The 15068-nt window shown below is 66.6% G+C and carries 13 protein-coding genes and 1 pseudogene; 4 read left to right on the plus strand and 10 right to left on the minus strand.

Translation table 11 applies throughout. The annotated features are described in order from the left end of the window. A pseudogene (locus ASV56_RS23925) lies at positions 1–182 on the minus strand (IS3 family transposase); the annotation flags it as partial. An 8-nt stretch (positions 183–190) separates the two neighbouring features. Beyond that, entirely contained in the window at positions 191–487 is a 297-nt protein-coding gene (locus ASV56_RS02905; RefSeq protein ID WP_062560391.1) for a transposase, read from the minus strand. A 238-nt stretch (positions 488–725) separates the two neighbouring features. Here ASV56_RS02905 and ASV56_RS02910 point away from each other — a divergent pair, with 238 nt between their 5' ends. Further along, positions 726–1994: an ATP-dependent nuclease gene (locus ASV56_RS02910; RefSeq protein WP_253879842.1), complete on the plus strand. Its 1269-nt coding sequence runs from the start codon at positions 726–728 to the stop codon at positions 1992–1994. Positions 1995–2148: 154 nt separating this feature from the next. Here the strand turns inward: ASV56_RS02910 and ASV56_RS02915 are convergent, their stop codons facing one another. Further along, positions 2149–2460, minus strand: a complete 312-nt coding sequence (locus ASV56_RS02915; RefSeq protein ID WP_062560719.1) for an ETC complex I subunit — start codon at positions 2458–2460, stop codon at positions 2149–2151. Positions 2461–2599: 139 nt separating this feature from the next. On the opposite strand from ASV56_RS02915, the gene uvrB reads away from it, so the two are divergent. After that, the gene (gene uvrB, locus ASV56_RS02920) at positions 2600–4786 is read left to right on the plus strand and encodes an excinuclease ABC subunit UvrB (RefSeq protein ID WP_062560720.1); all 2187 of its coding nucleotides are present in this window, start codon (positions 2600–2602) and stop codon (positions 4784–4786) included. On the opposite strand, the gene ASV56_RS02925 is transcribed toward uvrB, so the two are convergent. The 3 genes from ASV56_RS02925 to ASV56_RS02935 form a co-directional block, all read right to left on the minus strand. Continuing rightward, positions 4783–5061, minus strand: a complete 279-nt coding sequence (locus ASV56_RS02925) for an I78 family peptidase inhibitor (protein ID WP_062560721.1) — start codon at positions 5059–5061, stop codon at positions 4783–4785. The two genes, uvrB and ASV56_RS02925, sit on opposite strands and share 4 nt — an antisense overlap. A 102-nt stretch (positions 5062–5163) precedes the next feature. Beyond that, the gene (gene parA, locus ASV56_RS02930) at positions 5164–5799 is read right to left on the minus strand and encodes a ParA family partition ATPase (RefSeq protein WP_062560722.1); all 636 of its coding nucleotides are present in this window, start codon (positions 5797–5799) and stop codon (positions 5164–5166) included. A 109-nt stretch (positions 5800–5908) separates the two neighbouring features. After that, on the minus strand, positions 5909–6232 hold the full coding sequence (locus tag ASV56_RS02935; protein ID WP_062560723.1) for an antibiotic biosynthesis monooxygenase family protein: 324 nt from the start codon (positions 6230–6232) through the stop codon (positions 5909–5911). A gap of 273 nt (positions 6233–6505) precedes the next feature. Between ASV56_RS02935 and ASV56_RS02940 the strand changes: the two genes are divergently transcribed. After that, complete coding sequence (locus ASV56_RS02940) at positions 6506–7555, plus strand: dipeptidase (RefSeq protein WP_062560724.1); 1050 nt, start codon at positions 6506–6508, stop codon at positions 7553–7555. Between the two features lie 163 nt (positions 7556–7718). On the opposite strand, the gene ASV56_RS02945 is transcribed toward ASV56_RS02940, so the two are convergent. The 4 genes from ASV56_RS02945 to ASV56_RS02960 all read right to left on the minus strand — a co-directional run bounded on the left by ASV56_RS02945 (position 7719) and on the right by ASV56_RS02960 (position 13549). Then, positions 7719–9260 carry a Ppx/GppA family phosphatase gene (locus ASV56_RS02945; RefSeq protein WP_062560725.1) on the minus strand — a complete coding sequence of 514 codons (1542 nt, stop codon included), beginning with the start codon at positions 9258–9260 and terminating at the stop codon, positions 7719–7721. Positions 9261–9334: 74 nt separating this feature from the next. Next, the gene (locus ASV56_RS02950) at positions 9335–11500 is read right to left on the minus strand and encodes an RNA degradosome polyphosphate kinase (RefSeq protein WP_062560726.1); all 2166 of its coding nucleotides are present in this window, start codon (positions 11498–11500) and stop codon (positions 9335–9337) included. A gap of 27 nt (positions 11501–11527) precedes the next feature. Further along, entirely contained in the window at positions 11528–12217 is a 690-nt protein-coding gene (locus ASV56_RS02955) for a P-loop NTPase family protein (RefSeq protein ID WP_062560727.1), read from the minus strand. 3 nt (positions 12218–12220) lie between these two features. After that, complete coding sequence (locus ASV56_RS02960) at positions 12221–13549, minus strand: AI-2E family transporter (protein ID WP_062560728.1); 1329 nt, start codon at positions 13547–13549, stop codon at positions 12221–12223. 121 nt (positions 13550–13670) lie between these two features. On the opposite strand from ASV56_RS02960, the gene proS reads away from it, so the two are divergent. After that, a complete protein-coding gene (gene proS, locus ASV56_RS02965; protein ID WP_062560729.1) occupies positions 13671–15023 on the plus strand; it encodes a proline--tRNA ligase in 1353 nt (450 codons plus the stop codon). The last annotated feature ends 45 nt before the right edge of the window (positions 15024–15068 follow it).

Consider the following 15068-nt stretch of genomic DNA (forward strand, 5'->3'; position numbering starts at 1 on the left):
TGCCAGGTCATCTGGCGAACCCCATAGAACGGCGTGTCGAGGAACTGCCGGTCGATCAGCCGCATCAGGCCGAGGTTCTGATCCGTCTCTCCAGCCGGCTCGTGGTAGAACGACGAGCGCGAGATCGACAGCAGGCGGCACTGCGCCCCGATGGACAGCGCCGGGTGGTTCCGTTCGATCATCCCACGCCTCACTTTCCGGTCCACGGCTTGAGCTTTCGTGACAAAAAATCGTTGGCGACAGCCAGCTCCCCGATCTTGGCATGCAGTGATCGGACCGTCTCTTCATCCACCTCCGTCGAGGGCTTCTTGCCGCCGCGCTCGAAGATATCCGCAGCTCCGTCGAGCAGCGCCTTCTTCCATTGATGGATCATCGTCGGATGCACGCCGTATTCGCCCGCCAGCTCTGACACAGTGCGCTCGCCCTTAACGGCCTCGAGCGCCACGCGCGCCTTGAAGCCCGCGTCATGGTTTCTGCGTTTCCGCATTCCTGATCTCCTCGTTCTTGGAGACCAGCAAACGTCAGATCGTAGCTTCCGTCACTGTCCGATTTCCGGGGAGCAGCTCACAGTCCATAACAGTCTCTAGGCTGCCACGAGTGCTTCTGGACGGCATTTGAAGCAAGCAACGCGGTGACACCTGCACCCGACATCGTCGAACTCCTCCCATCCATCAAGAATTACGATCGACATTACCTACGATATTGACGCCCCCGACCTCGGCCCGTTGAGCGAGTGCATCGTCGATCTCGATCCGGACAGCAGCGACGCAAGGCTTGTTCTTACCTATGGCCCTCGGCCAACCGCACCTGCAGCGCTCTTCACCGATCTCGCCGTCGGCGATAACGTGGCGATCAACCGCCGGAACCTGTTTCGGGCGTTGGGCAGTCGCGTCCAAGCTGCCTACGCGGCATCGCTGGAGGCCGTCGATCCTAACGATCCGACCAATCGAAAGTCGCTGGAGCCGAAAACGCTCACGACGCTCATCCGGGGCGGCTTCATAAACGCGCAGCGGGGCCTGGACGATGACACGCATCGCGAGCGGGACGTTCTGGGGAAGGTAGTGGAGGTACTCTTTCAGTCGGCGCTGACCGATCCCGTCGATCCAAAGAAGCGGACAACGGCCGAGAAGCTTAAGGAAGCCGTGGAGCAAATCCAAGGCGACCTACATGCCGGCTTCAACGCCAAGCTCACCTCACTCCTGCCGACGTTCGACCTGTTCGGCTATCCCGGCCTCTCCGATCCGGGCCTCGTTACCGAGACCAGCTTCGATGTCGAAAAGCTGCTGAACGATCACACCAAGGTTCGCTACGTCGGCGTGAACGGCATGACCCTGCCCGAAACCTACAATGGGCTCGGCGTGCGTAACCTCGTCTATATGCTGCTCCAGTCGTTACGTTTTTTCCGCGGATATCAGGCCACGCCGACCGCGGCCGGGGTGCATCTGATTTTCATCGAAGAGCCGGAGGCGCACCTGCATCCTCAGATGCAGGAGGTCTTCATCCGGCAGCTCGATCAGATCACCAGCGCCTTCGTCGCTCAGCTCAACGAGAACCGGCCGTGGCCGGTCCAGTTCGTCGTCACCACCCACTCTCCCCACATGGCGAACGAAGCGCGCTTTGAGGCCATGCGCTATTTCCTCTCGGTACCAGATGGGGAAGGCATGCGCCGTTCGGTCGTCAAGGATTTGCGTAAGGGCATGGGTGGCGCGACCGAGCCCGATCGTGAATTTCTGCATCAGTATTTGACGCTGACGCGGTGTGATCTGTTCTTCGCCGACCAGGCGGTCCTTATCGAGGGCACGGCAGAGCGGATTCTGCTTCCCGCAATGATCCGCAAGACGGACAGCGCCGGCACTGGTCAACCACAGCTCGGCAGCCAGTATCTCACGGTGATGGAGGTCGGCGGCGCCTATGCCCACCGCTTCTTCGATCTTCTGTCCTTCCTCGAATTGCGTACCCTCATCATCACCGACATCGACGCGGTGAGCCGATAGGCAACGAATCGGTGCTGAGTTCCCTTTTTGGGATTGGGTTCGCGCTCTGCCTTCAACTCGTTCGTGCGCAAGATTAGGCAGGGTCCTGGCTGATGGTCTTGGCGAGCTTGAAACGTCCGGTCAGACCGATCCCACTTTCGCCCGATTTACAGCCTCAATGCGTCCAGGGCGCGCGGCGGTCGGTGGCGAAGTTCTCGCCATAGCCGCGGGGGCGGATGTTCGCGGCGCGGGCGTGCGGCTCGATCACCTCGAAATCCAGGCCGTTCTCGCGGGCATAGTCCTCGGCCTGCTTGCGGGTCTCGAAGCGCAGCTTCACCTGGCTTTGCGTGTCGTCGCTGCTGGTCCAGCCCATCAGCGGGTCGATCTCGCGCGCATCCGCCGCCGGAAAGACCAGCACCCATTCGCGGGTGCGGGCGACGCCCGACTGCATGGCGTTGCGGGCAGGCTTGTAGATGCGGACTCGCATGGACGGGAACCCTCTGTTCTTGCTCATGGCCTTATCCCCCAAGCCGGGCCGCTGTTCAAGATGGCTGTGCAAGACGCCGCTTGCCCCTTGCATCCGCGCGCCGAGATGCCAGATTCACACCCGGAACAAAGGGAAAACCATGGGCCACAACAACACCAATGCTCCCGTCGCGCGCTTCGCCGAGGTCACCCGCCCCAAGCTCGAGGGCGGCAGGCGCTTCGTCATGCAGTCCGAGTTCCTGCCGGCCGGCGACCAGCCCACCGCCATCGCCGAGCTGGCCCAGGGCGTGCGCGCGGGCGAACGCGACCAGGTGCTGCTGGGCGCCACCGGCACCGGCAAGACCTTCACCATGGCCAAGGTGATCGAGGAGACCCAGCGCCCCGCCATCATCCTGGCGCCGAACAAGACCCTTGCCGCGCAATTATACGGCGAATTCAAGGGCTTCTTTCCCGACAATGCCGTCGAATACTTCGTCAGCTACTACGACTATTACCAGCCCGAGGCCTATGTGCCGCGCTCGGACACCTATATCGAGAAGGAATCGCAGATCAACGAGGCCATCGACCGCATGCGCCACTCGGCGACGCGGGCGCTGTTGGAGCGTGACGATGTCATCATCGTCGCCTCGGTCAGCTGCATCTATGGCATCGGCTCGGTCGAGACCTATTCGGCGATGACCCAGGACATGGTCGTCGGCCAGCTGTACGAACAGCGCGGCTTCATCAACGAGCTGGTCGCCCAGCAATACCGCCGCCTCGACTCCGCCTTCCAGCGCGGCGGCTTCCGCGTTCGCGGCGACGTGGTCGAAGTCTGGCCCGCCCACCTCGAGGACCGCGCCTGGCGCTTCGACTTCTTCGGCAACGAATTGGAGGCGATCACCGAATTCGACCCGCTGACCGGGGCCAGGACCGACAGCTTCAAGCAGATCCGCATCTATGCCAACAGCCACTACGTCACCCCGCGCCCGACCCTGCAGCAGGCGATCAAGGGGATCAAGGCTGAGCTTCAGGGCCGGCTGAAGCAACTGACCGACGAGGGCAAGCTGCTGGAAGCGCAACGGCTCGAGCAACGCACGAACTTCGACCTGGAAATGCTTGAAGCGACAGGCGTTTGCAACGGGATCGAGAACTATTCCCGCTATCTGACCGGCCGCGCACCGGGCGAGCCGCCGCCGACGCTGTTCGAGTTCATCCCCGACAATGCCATCGTCTTCGCGGATGAATCCCACGTCTCGGTGCCGCAGATCGGCGGCATGTATCGCGGCGACTTCCGGCGCAAGTTCACCCTGGCCGAGCATGGCTTCCGCCTGCCTTCCTGCATGGACAACCGCCCGCTGAAGTTCGAGGAATGGGACGCCATGCGCCCGCAATCGGTCTTCGTCAGCGCCACCCCTGCCGACTGGGAGTTGGACCAGACCGGCGGCGTCTTCACCGAACAGGTCATCCGCCCGACCGGCCTGATCGACCCGCAGATCGAGATCCGCCCGGTCGAGATGCAGGTCGACGACCTCCTGGACGAGGTGCGCAAGGTCTCGGCCGCCGGCATGCGCACGCTGGTCACCACACTGACCAAGCGCATGGCCGAAGATCTGACCGAATACCTGCACGAACAGGGCATCCGCGTGCGCTACATGCACAGCGACATCGACACCATCGAGCGCATCGAGATCCTGCGCGACCTGCGCTTGGGCGCCTTCGATGTGCTGGTCGGCATCAACTTGTTGCGCGAAGGTCTTGATATTCCTGAATGCGGCCTGGTCGCGATCCTGGACGCGGATAAAGAGGGCTTCCTGCGGTCCGAAACCTCGCTGATCCAGACCATCGGCCGCGCCGCCCGCAATGCCGAAGGCCGCGTCATCATGTATGCCGACCGCATCACCGGCAGCATGGAGCGCGCCATGGCGGAAACCGAGCGGCGCCGGCAGAAGCAGATGGCCTATAACCTGGAACACGGCATCACGCCGCAGACCGTGCGCAAGAATGTCGAGGACGTGCTGGCCGGGCTCTGGCAGGGCGATACCGACCAGGCGCGCATCACCACGAAAATCGACAAGCCTATGGTCGGCGCCAATCTGGCCGCGCATCTCGACGCGCTGCGCGCCCAGATGCGCAAGGCGGCCGAGAACCTGGAATTCGAGGAGGCCGCGCGGCTGCGCGACGAGGTCAAGCGGCTGGAGGCGGTCGAGCTGGCCGTGGCCGACGATCCGCTGGCCCGGCAATCCGCCATCGAGGAAGCCGCCGAAGAGGCCGTCAAGGCCTCGGGGCGCTCGACGGCGGGCCGCGCCGGTCAGCGCGGCGGCAACAAACGGTCAAAACGCAAGCGTTAGCCGCAGCTTACGCGAACAAGTCTACCCGTCTTGTCATGTTCGAAATTCAGCCGGTTCGGGTTGAAATCCATGGTGACGGGATCGCCGGTCTTGTAGCTGCGATAGGCCTGGTCGGCGGGGATCGAGATGGTCACGCCGCTTTGCCCGACCAGCCCCAGAAAACGGGCGGCGCCGCAGCTGTCCTCGGCCGGCGGAGTGGGTTCGGGCGCCGGCTCGGGCACGCAGCCCGCCGCCAGCAGGGGGATGAGCATCGCTACAGGCAGGATCGGCTTCATGGAAGGTCTCCTTGACGCGGACAATCGCAGCGCAACCCCGTCGCCCCGGAAAGGTTCCGCCGCGCCCCTGCCCGCGTCCCGTATCGGCCAAAGACCGCCGCTTCAGGGCAACCGGGCCAGCACCTCGTCGGTCAGCGCGTCGATCTCGCTGCGCGCCACCGGGTTGCGGCCGCTGTCGCTGGCGCCCAGGCCCTGGCCCAGCGTCTCGGCATAGGTGACGCGGTTGGCGATCTGCGCCGCCGCGACCTCGGCGCCCAGTTCCTCGGCCTTTTGCGCCACCTCTCCGGCCAGCCGCGTGCCCGGCCGGGTGCGGTTCAGCACGATCAGCGTGTCGCATTTCTCGCGCCGGGCCAGGTCCAGCACGCCCTCGGTCGCCCACAGGTCGACATGGCTGGTCGCGACCGGCACCAGCACCAGGTCGGCCACCCGCAGCGCCGGGCGCAGGTCGCTGTCGATCTTGGGCGGCGTGTCGATGATGACATAGTCGAAACGCTTCTTCAGCTTGTCGGATTCGTAGCTCGCCCCCCAGGCCGAGGAGGTGGTGAACTCCAGCGCCTCGTCCTCGCCCAGGCGTTCCAGCCGTTCCAGGAACCAGCGTCCCAGGCTGCCCTGCGGATCGGTGTCCAGAAGGCCGACGGAATGGCCCCGCCCGCGCAGGCAGACCGCCAGGTTGACCGCGACCGTGGTCTTGCCGGATCCGCCCTTCTGCTGGGCAATCGTGATGATGCGTCCTGCCATGCGCCCCCTCCGCTGTGGCCCCGCTGCCCGGGGCGCGTCTGAAGGCCAGACTAGGCAGGATCCTGCCGCAAGGCGAGCGGTTTTCGCACCCGCAGAAACGGCCCGCGCTTCAGCTGTCCCAGACGCCGACCACCTCGTACATCACCGGCTCGAAATGCCGGCACATGGCATGGATGGCGCGGTTGCGCTCGCGCATCTCGGGGCTGCGCAGCATGGCCTGGTAATCGCGGCGGTCGCGCCATTGCGAATAGGTGGCGATGCGGGTCTGGGCGTCGTTCAGATGCACGGCGCCCGAGACATAGCCGGGCTGCCGGCTGATAACCTCGGCATAGGCGGCGGTCAGCGCGTCCAGCACATCATGGGCGCTGCCGGGGGTGACGTCGAAGGTGCAGATGACGGTCTGGCCGTCGAAACCGTCCGCGATGCGGGTCATGGCTGGGGCTCCTTGCCGCTGGCTCGTGACCCCAGCTTAGCGCAGAGCCGCGGCGGGAAAAGCCCCTATCGTTCGACGCCGCCGGTGCATGGCCGGTGTACGCGCGGTGTACGCCCGCTGCACGGCGGTCACAGCGAAAATCCCAGCAATTGCTGGGGATCTGCGCCCCGGCCCCGGGCCTGTGCACCGCGCAACGCGCGTTGCGCCCGGCCGGCTTGCGGCGCGCGGGGAACCGGCGCATGGTGCGCCGCGCAAGGCGAAAGGACAGCAGCCATGATTCCGGTCTTCGACGGTCACAACGACTTCCTTCAGCGCATGGTCGCCGCCGGTCCCGGGCGCGAGCGGCTGTGGCTGCAGGGCGACGGCACCGGCCATCTGGACCTGCCGCGCATGAAGGCCGGCGGCTTCGCGGGCGGCTTCTTCGCGATCTGGACCCCCTCGCCGCCCGGCCCCGACGATGCGCTGGCGGCGATGTTGAAGAAGAACCCGCCCTTTGCCCTTGATCTTCCACCGGAAATTCCGTCGGACCAGGCGCTGCCGCATGCGCTGGCCCAGGCCGGACAGCTGATGGCCATGGCGCGCAGCGGCACGCTGGACATCGGCCTGACCGCCGCCGACCTGCGCGCCAGCATCGCCGCCGGCCGCATCGCCGCCATCCTGCATATCGAGGGCGCCGAGCCGATTCCCGACCTCGATGCGCTGCATGTCTGGCACGCCATGGGCCTGCGCTCGCTGGGGCCGGTCTGGTCGCGGCCGACGGCCTATGGCCATGGCGTGCCCTTCGCCTTTCCGTCCTCGCCCGACACCGGGCCGGGGCTGACCGATCTCGGCCGGGAATTGGTCAAGGAATGCAACCAGTTGCGCATCATGTTGGATCTGTCGCACCTGAACGAAAAGGGTTTCGACGACGTGGCCCGGCTGTCGGACGCGCCGCTGGTCGCCAGCCATTCCTGCGCCCATGCCGTGGCGCCCAGTTCGCGCAACCTGACCGACCGCCAGCTTCAGGTGATCGCGGAAAGCCGCGGCCTGGTCGGTCTGAACTTCGCCGTGGGCTTCCTGCATCCCGAAGGCCGCCGCGACCCGATGCATGGCTTCGAGATCATGCTGCGCCACCTCGACCACCTGCTGGCGCATCTGGGCGAGGACGGCGTGGCCCTGGGCTCGGATTTCGACGGCGCCGACATGCCGGCCGATCTGGCCGATGCCGCGGCCTTGCAGAACCTGGTCCAGGCCATGCTGGAGCACGGCTATGGCCGCGAACTGGTTGAAAAGATTGCCTGGAAGAACTGGCTGAACCTGCTGGAGCGGACTTGGGGCGCCTGAGCCCGTGCGCCCGCGAGGGGGTCGTCGGGGGAGGACGATCCTTTTAACCGGACACTTGGTAAACAACACCCGGACCGCCGTCCCCCGTGGCCTCTATCTGCCACGAAAGGCGCAGCCGGGAAACCTGTCGGTTGGGACAGGATTTCCGGCCGCGGCCCGCGATTCAGCTCTGGATCACCGCCGGCTCGACCTCCAGCGCCTGGGCCAGCGCCCGGAACCGCGCCTCGGTCACCTCGCCCATCAGCGCGCGGCCGGTGCGGGTCAGCTTCAGCTCCAAGAGCTTCTTCTTGGGCATCAGCTTCAGCGTGCCCGCCTCGGCCGGGTCCTTGACCGAGAACATGGCGCCGAAGCGCATCGCCTTGCCCAGCACCTCGGCATCGCGGATCTCCTTGTCGTTCAGCAAGGCAAACAGCGGCGCCATCGGCGAATTCGCCCGGCTGTTCTTGTAGCGGTGCAGCAGCGACAGGCCCAGGAATACCCGCTCGGGATGCGACAGCGCCGCCATATTGGCCCGCGTCACATTGTCGAAACAGGCATCGGCGCGATAGTCGGGATGGGTGCGCCAGGTGGTGTCGTGCAAGAGGCAGGCGGCGCGGATCAGCCGGTCGCGCTCGGGCGGGACGTCGGCGAAAAGCGGTTCGAGAAAGTGATACAGCTTCTTGCCGAAGCCCGGCATCCGCGCCATCTGCCGTTCCGAGAAACGCGCCGCCTCGATCAGCGGATCGCGCGAGCGCAGCCCCTCGGGCATCTGCTCGTAAAGCAGCCCCTCGCGGATGCCATAGGAGGACACCGCCAGCGACTTGGGCTCCAGGCTTTGCACCAGCTGGCGCAGCACCAGGCTGGCCAGCGGCACCAGCTCCATCCGGCTTTGCGAGATGCCGGTCATCGCCCGCATCTCGGGCACCGACTTGCCGCCGATCCATTTCACCGTGTCCTCGACCGCCTCGCGCGTCATGCGGTATTCGTGCAGCACGGTCATCGGATAGTTCACCCGCTCCATGTCCAGCCGCGCGATGGCCCGCCACGAGCCGCCGACCAGATAGATCGTCTCGTGCCCCCGGCCCAGCCTGGCGACGGCGCCCTCGACGGTCTTGCGGATATGGTCGCGCAGCCCCGAGGCGCCGCCCTTGACCTGTTGCAGCCGGAACGGGCCCAAGGGCGTGGTGATGCGGCGGCCGACCTTGCCGCCCTTGACCTCGGCCAGCTCCATCGAGTTGCCGCCGATGTCGCAGACCAGGCCGCTCGCCTCGGGCCAGCCCAAGAGAACGCCTTGGGCGGAGAGCCGGGCCTCTTCCTCGCCGTCGATGACATGCAGCTTCAGGCCGGTTTCCTTTTCCACCGCCCGGCGGAAGGCGGGGCCGTCCTCGGCCTCGCGCACGGCGGCGGTGGCGACGCAGGTCAGCGGCTTGATGCCCATGCCCTCGGCCAGGGCGGCGAAGCGCCGCAGCGCCACCATGCCGCGCTGCACGCCCTCGGGGTTCAGCCGGCCGGTGGTGGCCAGCCCCTGCCCCAGCCCGGCCATGACCTTTTCGTTGTAGAAATACGCCGGCGAGCGCGCAGCGCCGTCGAAGACCACCATGCGGATCGAGTTCGAGCCCACGTCGACCACGCCGACCCGGCTGAGCGAGCGTTCCGAGGCCCGCTCGAACAGCGACCGCCCGAAGGGCTCGATGGTTTCTCCGCTTGCGGTGACGATACCGTTCATCGGGTTCCTCTCGATTCCGTGACCACGCCGGGGTCCGGGCTTTGGATGCGGCAATTAACCCTTTGCGTCAATCGTCAATCGGTCGAATGCGTCAATGCCGGAACGTCGCGCGCGCCCGCCTTGCCCCGCCCCGAAAGTGACGGATTTTCCATGAAGAATTTGTGACAGCTGAACAGGTCTTCCTTGCCCGCCGGCAGATAGCGCAGATAGCGCCCGTCGGGCTGCAGAAGCCAGCTCTGCGCCTCGTCGGCCATGTTCGCCGCCATGATCTGGCTGGTGATCTGCGCCTTGACCGTCTCGTTGAAGCATTCGATCAGCGTCTCGACCCGGCGCGACAGATTGCGCCCCATCCAGTCGGCCGAGCTGATGAAGACCCGCGCCCGTTTCGAGGGCAAGGCATGGCCGTTGCCGAAGCAGACGATGCGGGAATGTTCCAGGAAACGCCCGACGATCGACTTGACGCGGATGTTTTCCGACAGGCCGACGATGCCGGGCCGAAGCCCGCAGATGCCGCGCACCACCAGGTTGATCCTGACCCCGGCCTGGCTTGCGGCGTAAAGCGCCTCGATCACGTCCTTCTCGATCAGGCTGTTCATCTTGGCCCAGATCTCGGCCGGCCGGCCGCGGCGGGCGAATTCGGCCTCGCGCGCGATCAGGGTCAAGAGCGTTTCCTTCAGGTCGATGGGCGAGATCGCCATGTTCTCCAGCCCGTCGGGCTGCACGTAGCCGGACAGGAAATTGAACACCTTGGAGGCATCGCGCCCCAGCGCCGGATCGCAGGTGAACAGCGACAGGTCGGTATAGATCCGCGCGGTGATCGGGTGGTAGTTGCCGGTGCCGAAATGGCTGTAGGTGACCAGCTGGTCGCCCTCGCGCCGAACCACGGTGCTGATCTTGGCGTGGGTCTTGTATTGCATGAAGCCGTAGACGACATGCGCCCCGGCGCGTTCCAGCCGGCGGCTCTGGCGGATGTTCGCGGCCTCGTCGAAACGGGCCTTCAGCTCGACCAGCGCGGTGACCGACTTGCCGGCCTCGGCCGCCTCGCAGAGCGCATCCACGATGGGGCTGTCGCGCGAGGTGCGATAGAGCGTCTGCTTGATCGCCAGCACGTTCGGATCGCGCGCCGCCTGCGCCAGGAACCGCACCACCATGTCGAAGGTCTCATAGGGGTGGTGCAGCAGCATGTCCTTTTGCCGGATGGCCGCGAACATGTCGCCGTCATGGTCCTGCACCCGCTCGGGCACGCGCGGGGTGAAGGCCGGCCATTGCAGGTCGCGGCGCCCGTCCAGCACCAGCTCGCGCAGGTCGGCCATGCCCAGCAGGCCCTCGACCTCGATCACCTCCTCGGGGTCGACGTCGAGTTCCTCCATGATGAGGCGACGCAGCCGGTCGGGCGCGCCGGCGGTGATCTTGAGCCGGATGACGCTGCCGCGCCGGCGCCGCTTCAGCGCCGTCTCGAATTCGCGCACCAGATCCTCGGCCTCTTCCTCGACCTCCAGATCGCTGTCGCGCAGCACGCGGAAGGCGCAATGGCCGATGTCGCGATAGCCGGGGAACAGGCTCGGCAGGTGCATCAGCAGCAGGTCTTCCAGCCGCAGGAAACGCTTGCCGCCGGGCAGCGGCACGAAGCGGGCGATCTGCTGCGGGATCGGCAGCAGCGCCTGCATCTGCTGGCCGCCGCTTTCCCGCGCCAGCTCCAGCGCCAGCGAAAAGCCGGTGTTGGGGATGAAGGGGAACGGGTGCGCCGGGTCGATGGCCAGGGGCGACAGCACCGGAAACACCTGCTCCATGAAGTGGCGGCGCAGGAATTCCTCTTCGGCGCGGGTGATGCGCGAGCGCGACAGGATGGTGATCTCGGCCTGCTCCATCTCGCGGCGCAGACCGTTCCAGACCGATTGCTGCGCGCCCATCAGCCGGCGGGCGTCGGCATTGACCAGCGCCAGCTGCTCGGCCGGCGTCAGCCCGTCGTCGGAAAGCGTGCTGTTGCCCTCGCGCACCAGCTCGCGCAGGCCGGCGACGCGGACGGTGTAGAATTCGTCGAGATTGGTGGCCGAGATCGACAGGAAGCGCAGCCGTTCCAGCAGCGGCACGCGCGGGTTCCTGGCCTCGTCCAGCACGCGCCAGTTGAAAGCCAGCCAGCTGATCTCGCGGTTGAAGAAGCGGGCCGGGCCTTCGGGCGTGCCCTCGGGCAGCAGACGCGGCGTGGGAAAGGGGAACTTCAGGAAATCGGCCTGGGTCATGGGAAAACTGCTGCTGGGATGAAGGGATCATGCGTCGGCGGGGGCGAGCTTGTCCAGAAGCTCGGCCGCCAGGCGCCGGGTGATGGCGCGGCGCCCGGCCAGCGATTCGCGGTCGATGGCCGCGACCAGCCGGCGCGCAAGGTCGAGGTCGCGCTCCATGCGCAGCGAGAGCCAGTCGATCACCTCGGGCGGGGCTTGCAGCTGGCGGTCGGCGAACAGCTTGACCAGCACCGCCGGCAGCAGCGCATCGTCGGGCGGGCCCAGCAGCGCCTGCGCCGCCGTCTCCAGCCGCGAGCGCAGGTCCGGCAGGCGCAGCCCCCAGTCGCGCGGCGCGGCGCGGGCCGAGATCAGCAGCAAGGCCTGCCGGGCGCCGGCCAGGTTCCACAGGTGGAACAGCCCCTGCTCGGCCTCGGGCTGGCCGCCGATCTCCTCGGCATCCTCGATGACCAGCGCGCCGGCCTCGGGCACCAGCTCGTCGGCATTGGCCGGGGTCAGGGTCCAGGCCTGGGTGACGTGGGCACCATGCTCGGCTGCCCAGACGCCCGCCAGATGCGTCTTGCCGGCGCCCGGGCCGCCGATCAGCAGCAGCCGGCCCTGCGGCCAGCGCGCCGGCGCGTCGAGCATCGCCCGCGCGTCCCGGTTGGCGCCGGTGGTCAGGAAATCCGCGCGCGACAGCGCGGGCGGGATCGTCAGATCCAGGGCAAGCTGGCGGGCCAAGGATCAGCCGTCCTTCCGGCTCTGCTCTCGCGCCTCGCGCGCGGCCAACCGGGCCTCGGCATGCAACTCGACCGGCGAGGGCGGGCCTTCCGGGCCGATGTCGGGCAGCCTCTCGCGCTCGGCGCGCTCCTGGCGCTCCTCGACCAGCTCGGCCAGTTCCTCGTCGCGTTGGATCTCGGCCACGCGCACGTCATGGGACAGCTGCGCCAGGCGGCGGATATGGGCGGTGGTGCCGCGCGGCACCAGCTCGATCAGCGTCGGCGGCGGCGGCGGCGCCGGCACCTCGCGCCCGGTATAAAGCGCGCTTTCCCGGTAACGGCCGGCGGCAAAGCGCACCAGCACGCCCAGGGCCGCGGCCAGCGGCACCGCGACCAGCAGGCCGACGAAGCCGAACAGCGTGCCGAAGACGGTCAGCGCCAGCATCAGCCAGACCGGGTGCAACCCGACCGAGGTGCCGACGATCTTGGGTTGCAGGAAATTGCCCTCGATGAACTGGCCGACGACGAAGATCGCCACGACGGCGGCGATCCAGACCGGCTCGCCCCAGAAGCTGAACAGCGCCACCCCGATGGCGGTGGCGCCGCCGATCAGCACGCCGACATAGGGGATGAAGGACAGCGAGGCCGCGATGACCCCGATGGCCACGCCGAAGGGCAGGCCCACCAGCCCCAGGCCGATGGAATAGAACGTGCCCAGGATCAGGATCACCATGCCCTGCCCGCGCACGAAGCCCGACAGCGCCTTGTCGATGTCGCGCGCCAGCGTGCGCAGGGTGTCGGCATGATCGCGCGGCAGCAGCTCGTCCAGCCGCGTCACCATATTGTCCCAGTCCAGCAGCAGGTAGAAGGCCACCACCGGCACGATGACGACCAGCGCCAGCAGGCTGAACACGCCCACGACCGAGCCGAGCACGGTCGACAGCACCATCATGCCGCTTTCGCTGATCTTCTTGCCGGCATCGGTCAGGGCGGTGTTGATGGTGCTGCCCTCGGCGAAGACCTGGGGAAAGCGGCTGGTCAGGAACTGCTGCAACTGCGCCACCATGTCGGGTGCGGTATTGATCAGCTGCGTGGTCTGCTTGACCAGCACCGGCACCAGCATCAGCATCACCGCCACCATGATCAGGATCGCGGCCAGGGTGATGACCACCACCGCCAGGGTGCGCGACAGGCCCAGCCGCTCCAGCCGGTCGGCCAGCGGGTCCAGCAGATAGGCGACGGCGGCGCCCAGGATGAAGGGCATCATGGCATTGCCCAGCGCCCAGAGCGCCAGCAGCAGCACCACCAGCGCCGCCCCCCAATACCAGACCTGTTTCTGCGCCGGCAGTCGCATCCGCTCTCTCCTGTCGCGAGTCAGGCCCTATGTGGAACGTCGCGCGCGCGCATGCAAGGAAGGGCGTTGCCCCACCCTGCGCTCTGCGCTAACTCGGGCCGGCCATCATGAGGATTTCGCCATGCGTCTCACGCGCTATTTCATGCCCGTTCTGAAGGAAGACCCCAAGGAGGCGCAGATCGTCAGCCACCGGCTGATGCTGCGGGCGGGCATGATCAAGCAGCAGGCGGCGGGCATCTATTCCTGGCTGCCGCTGGGCTTCAAGGTGCTGAACAACATCCAGAAGATCGTGCATGAGGAGCAGGCCCGCGCCGGCCATATCGCCATGCTGATGCCGACGCTGCAATCGGCCGACCTGTGGCGCGAAAGCGGCCGCTATGACGATTACGGCGAGGAAATGCTGCGCATCAAGGACCGCCACAAGCGCGACCTGCTCTATGGGCCCACGAATGAGGAGATGATCACCGACATCTTCCGGTCGCATGTGAACAGCTACAAGGACCTGCCGCTGACGCTGTATCACATCCAGTGGAAGTTCCGCGACGAGATCCGCCCGCGCTTCGGCGTCATGCGCGGCCGCGAGTTCCTGATGAAGGACGGCTACACCTTCGACCTGACCAAGGAAGACGCGCTGCACGCCTATAACCGGCACCTGGTCAGCTATCTGCGCAGCTATGAGCGCATGGGCCTGCAGGCGATCCCGATGCGCGCCGATGGCGGCCCGATCGGCGGCGACTATACCCACGAATTCCTGGTGCTGGCCGAGACCGGCGAATCGGAGGTCTTCTACGACAGCGAGATCACCGACCTGAAATTCGGCAGCCGCGCCATCGACTACGACAGCGTCGAACAATGCCAGGCGGTGCTCGAGGAATTCACCAGCCGCTATGCCCGCACCGACGAGACCCATGACGAGGCGCTGTTCAACCAGATCCCCGACGAGCGCCGGCGTTCCGCGCGCGGCATCGAGGTCGGCCAGATCTTCTATTTCGGCACCAAGTATTCCGAGCCGATGGGCGCCACCGTCGTCGGCCCCGACGGCGCCCGCGTGCCGGTCCACATGGGCAGCCACGGCATCGGCGTCTCGCGCCTGCTGGGCGCCATCATCGAGGCCAGCCACGACGACAAGGGCATCATCTGGCCCGAGGGCGTGACCCCGTTCCATGTCGGCATCGTCAACCTGAAGCAGGGCGACGCCTCGACCGACAGCGCCTGCGAGGCGCTTTACGCCGAGTTGAAGGCGCAGGGCTTCGATCCGCTCTATGACGACCGCGACGAGCGCGCGGGGGCGAAATTCGCCACCATGGATCTGATCGGCCTGCCCTGGCGCATCACCGTCGGCCCGCGCGGCCTGGCGGCGAACAAGGTCGAGCTGACCTCGCGCAAGACCGGAGAATCGGTCGAGATGTCGCCGCAAGAGGCGGTGGCGCGGCTGAAGGAGATCTATCAGCCGGTCTTCGACGCGGCGCTGTGAAACCCAGGCGGCCATGCCGGTGGCGCGGCCGCATGAGTATTTGTA

The organism is Paracoccus aminovorans (assembly GCF_001546115.1).
Classification (GTDB): Bacteria; Pseudomonadota; Alphaproteobacteria; order Rhodobacterales; family Rhodobacteraceae; genus Paracoccus; species Paracoccus aminovorans_B.

Excerpts from the sequence above, each read along its gene's own strand:
- ASV56_RS02905 (WP_062560391.1), bottom strand. The coding sequence starts at position 487 with ATGCGGAAACGCAGAAACCATGACGCGGGCTTCAAGGCGCGCGTGGCG.
- ASV56_RS02915 (WP_062560719.1), bottom strand. The coding sequence starts at position 2,460 with ATGCGAGTCCGCATCTACAAGCCTGCCCGCAACGCCATGCAGTCGGGC.
- uvrB (WP_062560720.1), top strand. The coding sequence starts at position 2,600 with ATGGGCCACAACAACACCAATGCTCCCGTCGCGCGCTTCGCCGAGGTC.
- ASV56_RS02925 (WP_062560721.1), bottom strand. The coding sequence starts at position 5,061 with ATGAAGCCGATCCTGCCTGTAGCGATGCTCATCCCCCTGCTGGCGGCG.
- parA (WP_062560722.1), bottom strand. The coding sequence starts at position 5,799 with ATGGCAGGACGCATCATCACGATTGCCCAGCAGAAGGGCGGATCCGGC.
- ASV56_RS02935 (WP_062560723.1), bottom strand. The coding sequence starts at position 6,232 with ATGACCCGCATCGCGGACGGTTTCGACGGCCAGACCGTCATCTGCACC.
- ASV56_RS02940 (WP_062560724.1), top strand. The coding sequence starts at position 6,506 with ATGATTCCGGTCTTCGACGGTCACAACGACTTCCTTCAGCGCATGGTC.
- ASV56_RS02945 (WP_062560725.1), bottom strand. The coding sequence starts at position 9,260 with ATGAACGGTATCGTCACCGCAAGCGGAGAAACCATCGAGCCCTTCGGG.
- ASV56_RS02950 (WP_062560726.1), bottom strand. The coding sequence starts at position 11,500 with ATGACCCAGGCCGATTTCCTGAAGTTCCCCTTTCCCACGCCGCGTCTG.
- ASV56_RS02960 (WP_062560728.1), bottom strand. The coding sequence starts at position 13,549 with ATGCGACTGCCGGCGCAGAAACAGGTCTGGTATTGGGGGGCGGCGCTG.
- proS (WP_062560729.1), top strand. The coding sequence starts at position 13,671 with ATGCGTCTCACGCGCTATTTCATGCCCGTTCTGAAGGAAGACCCCAAG.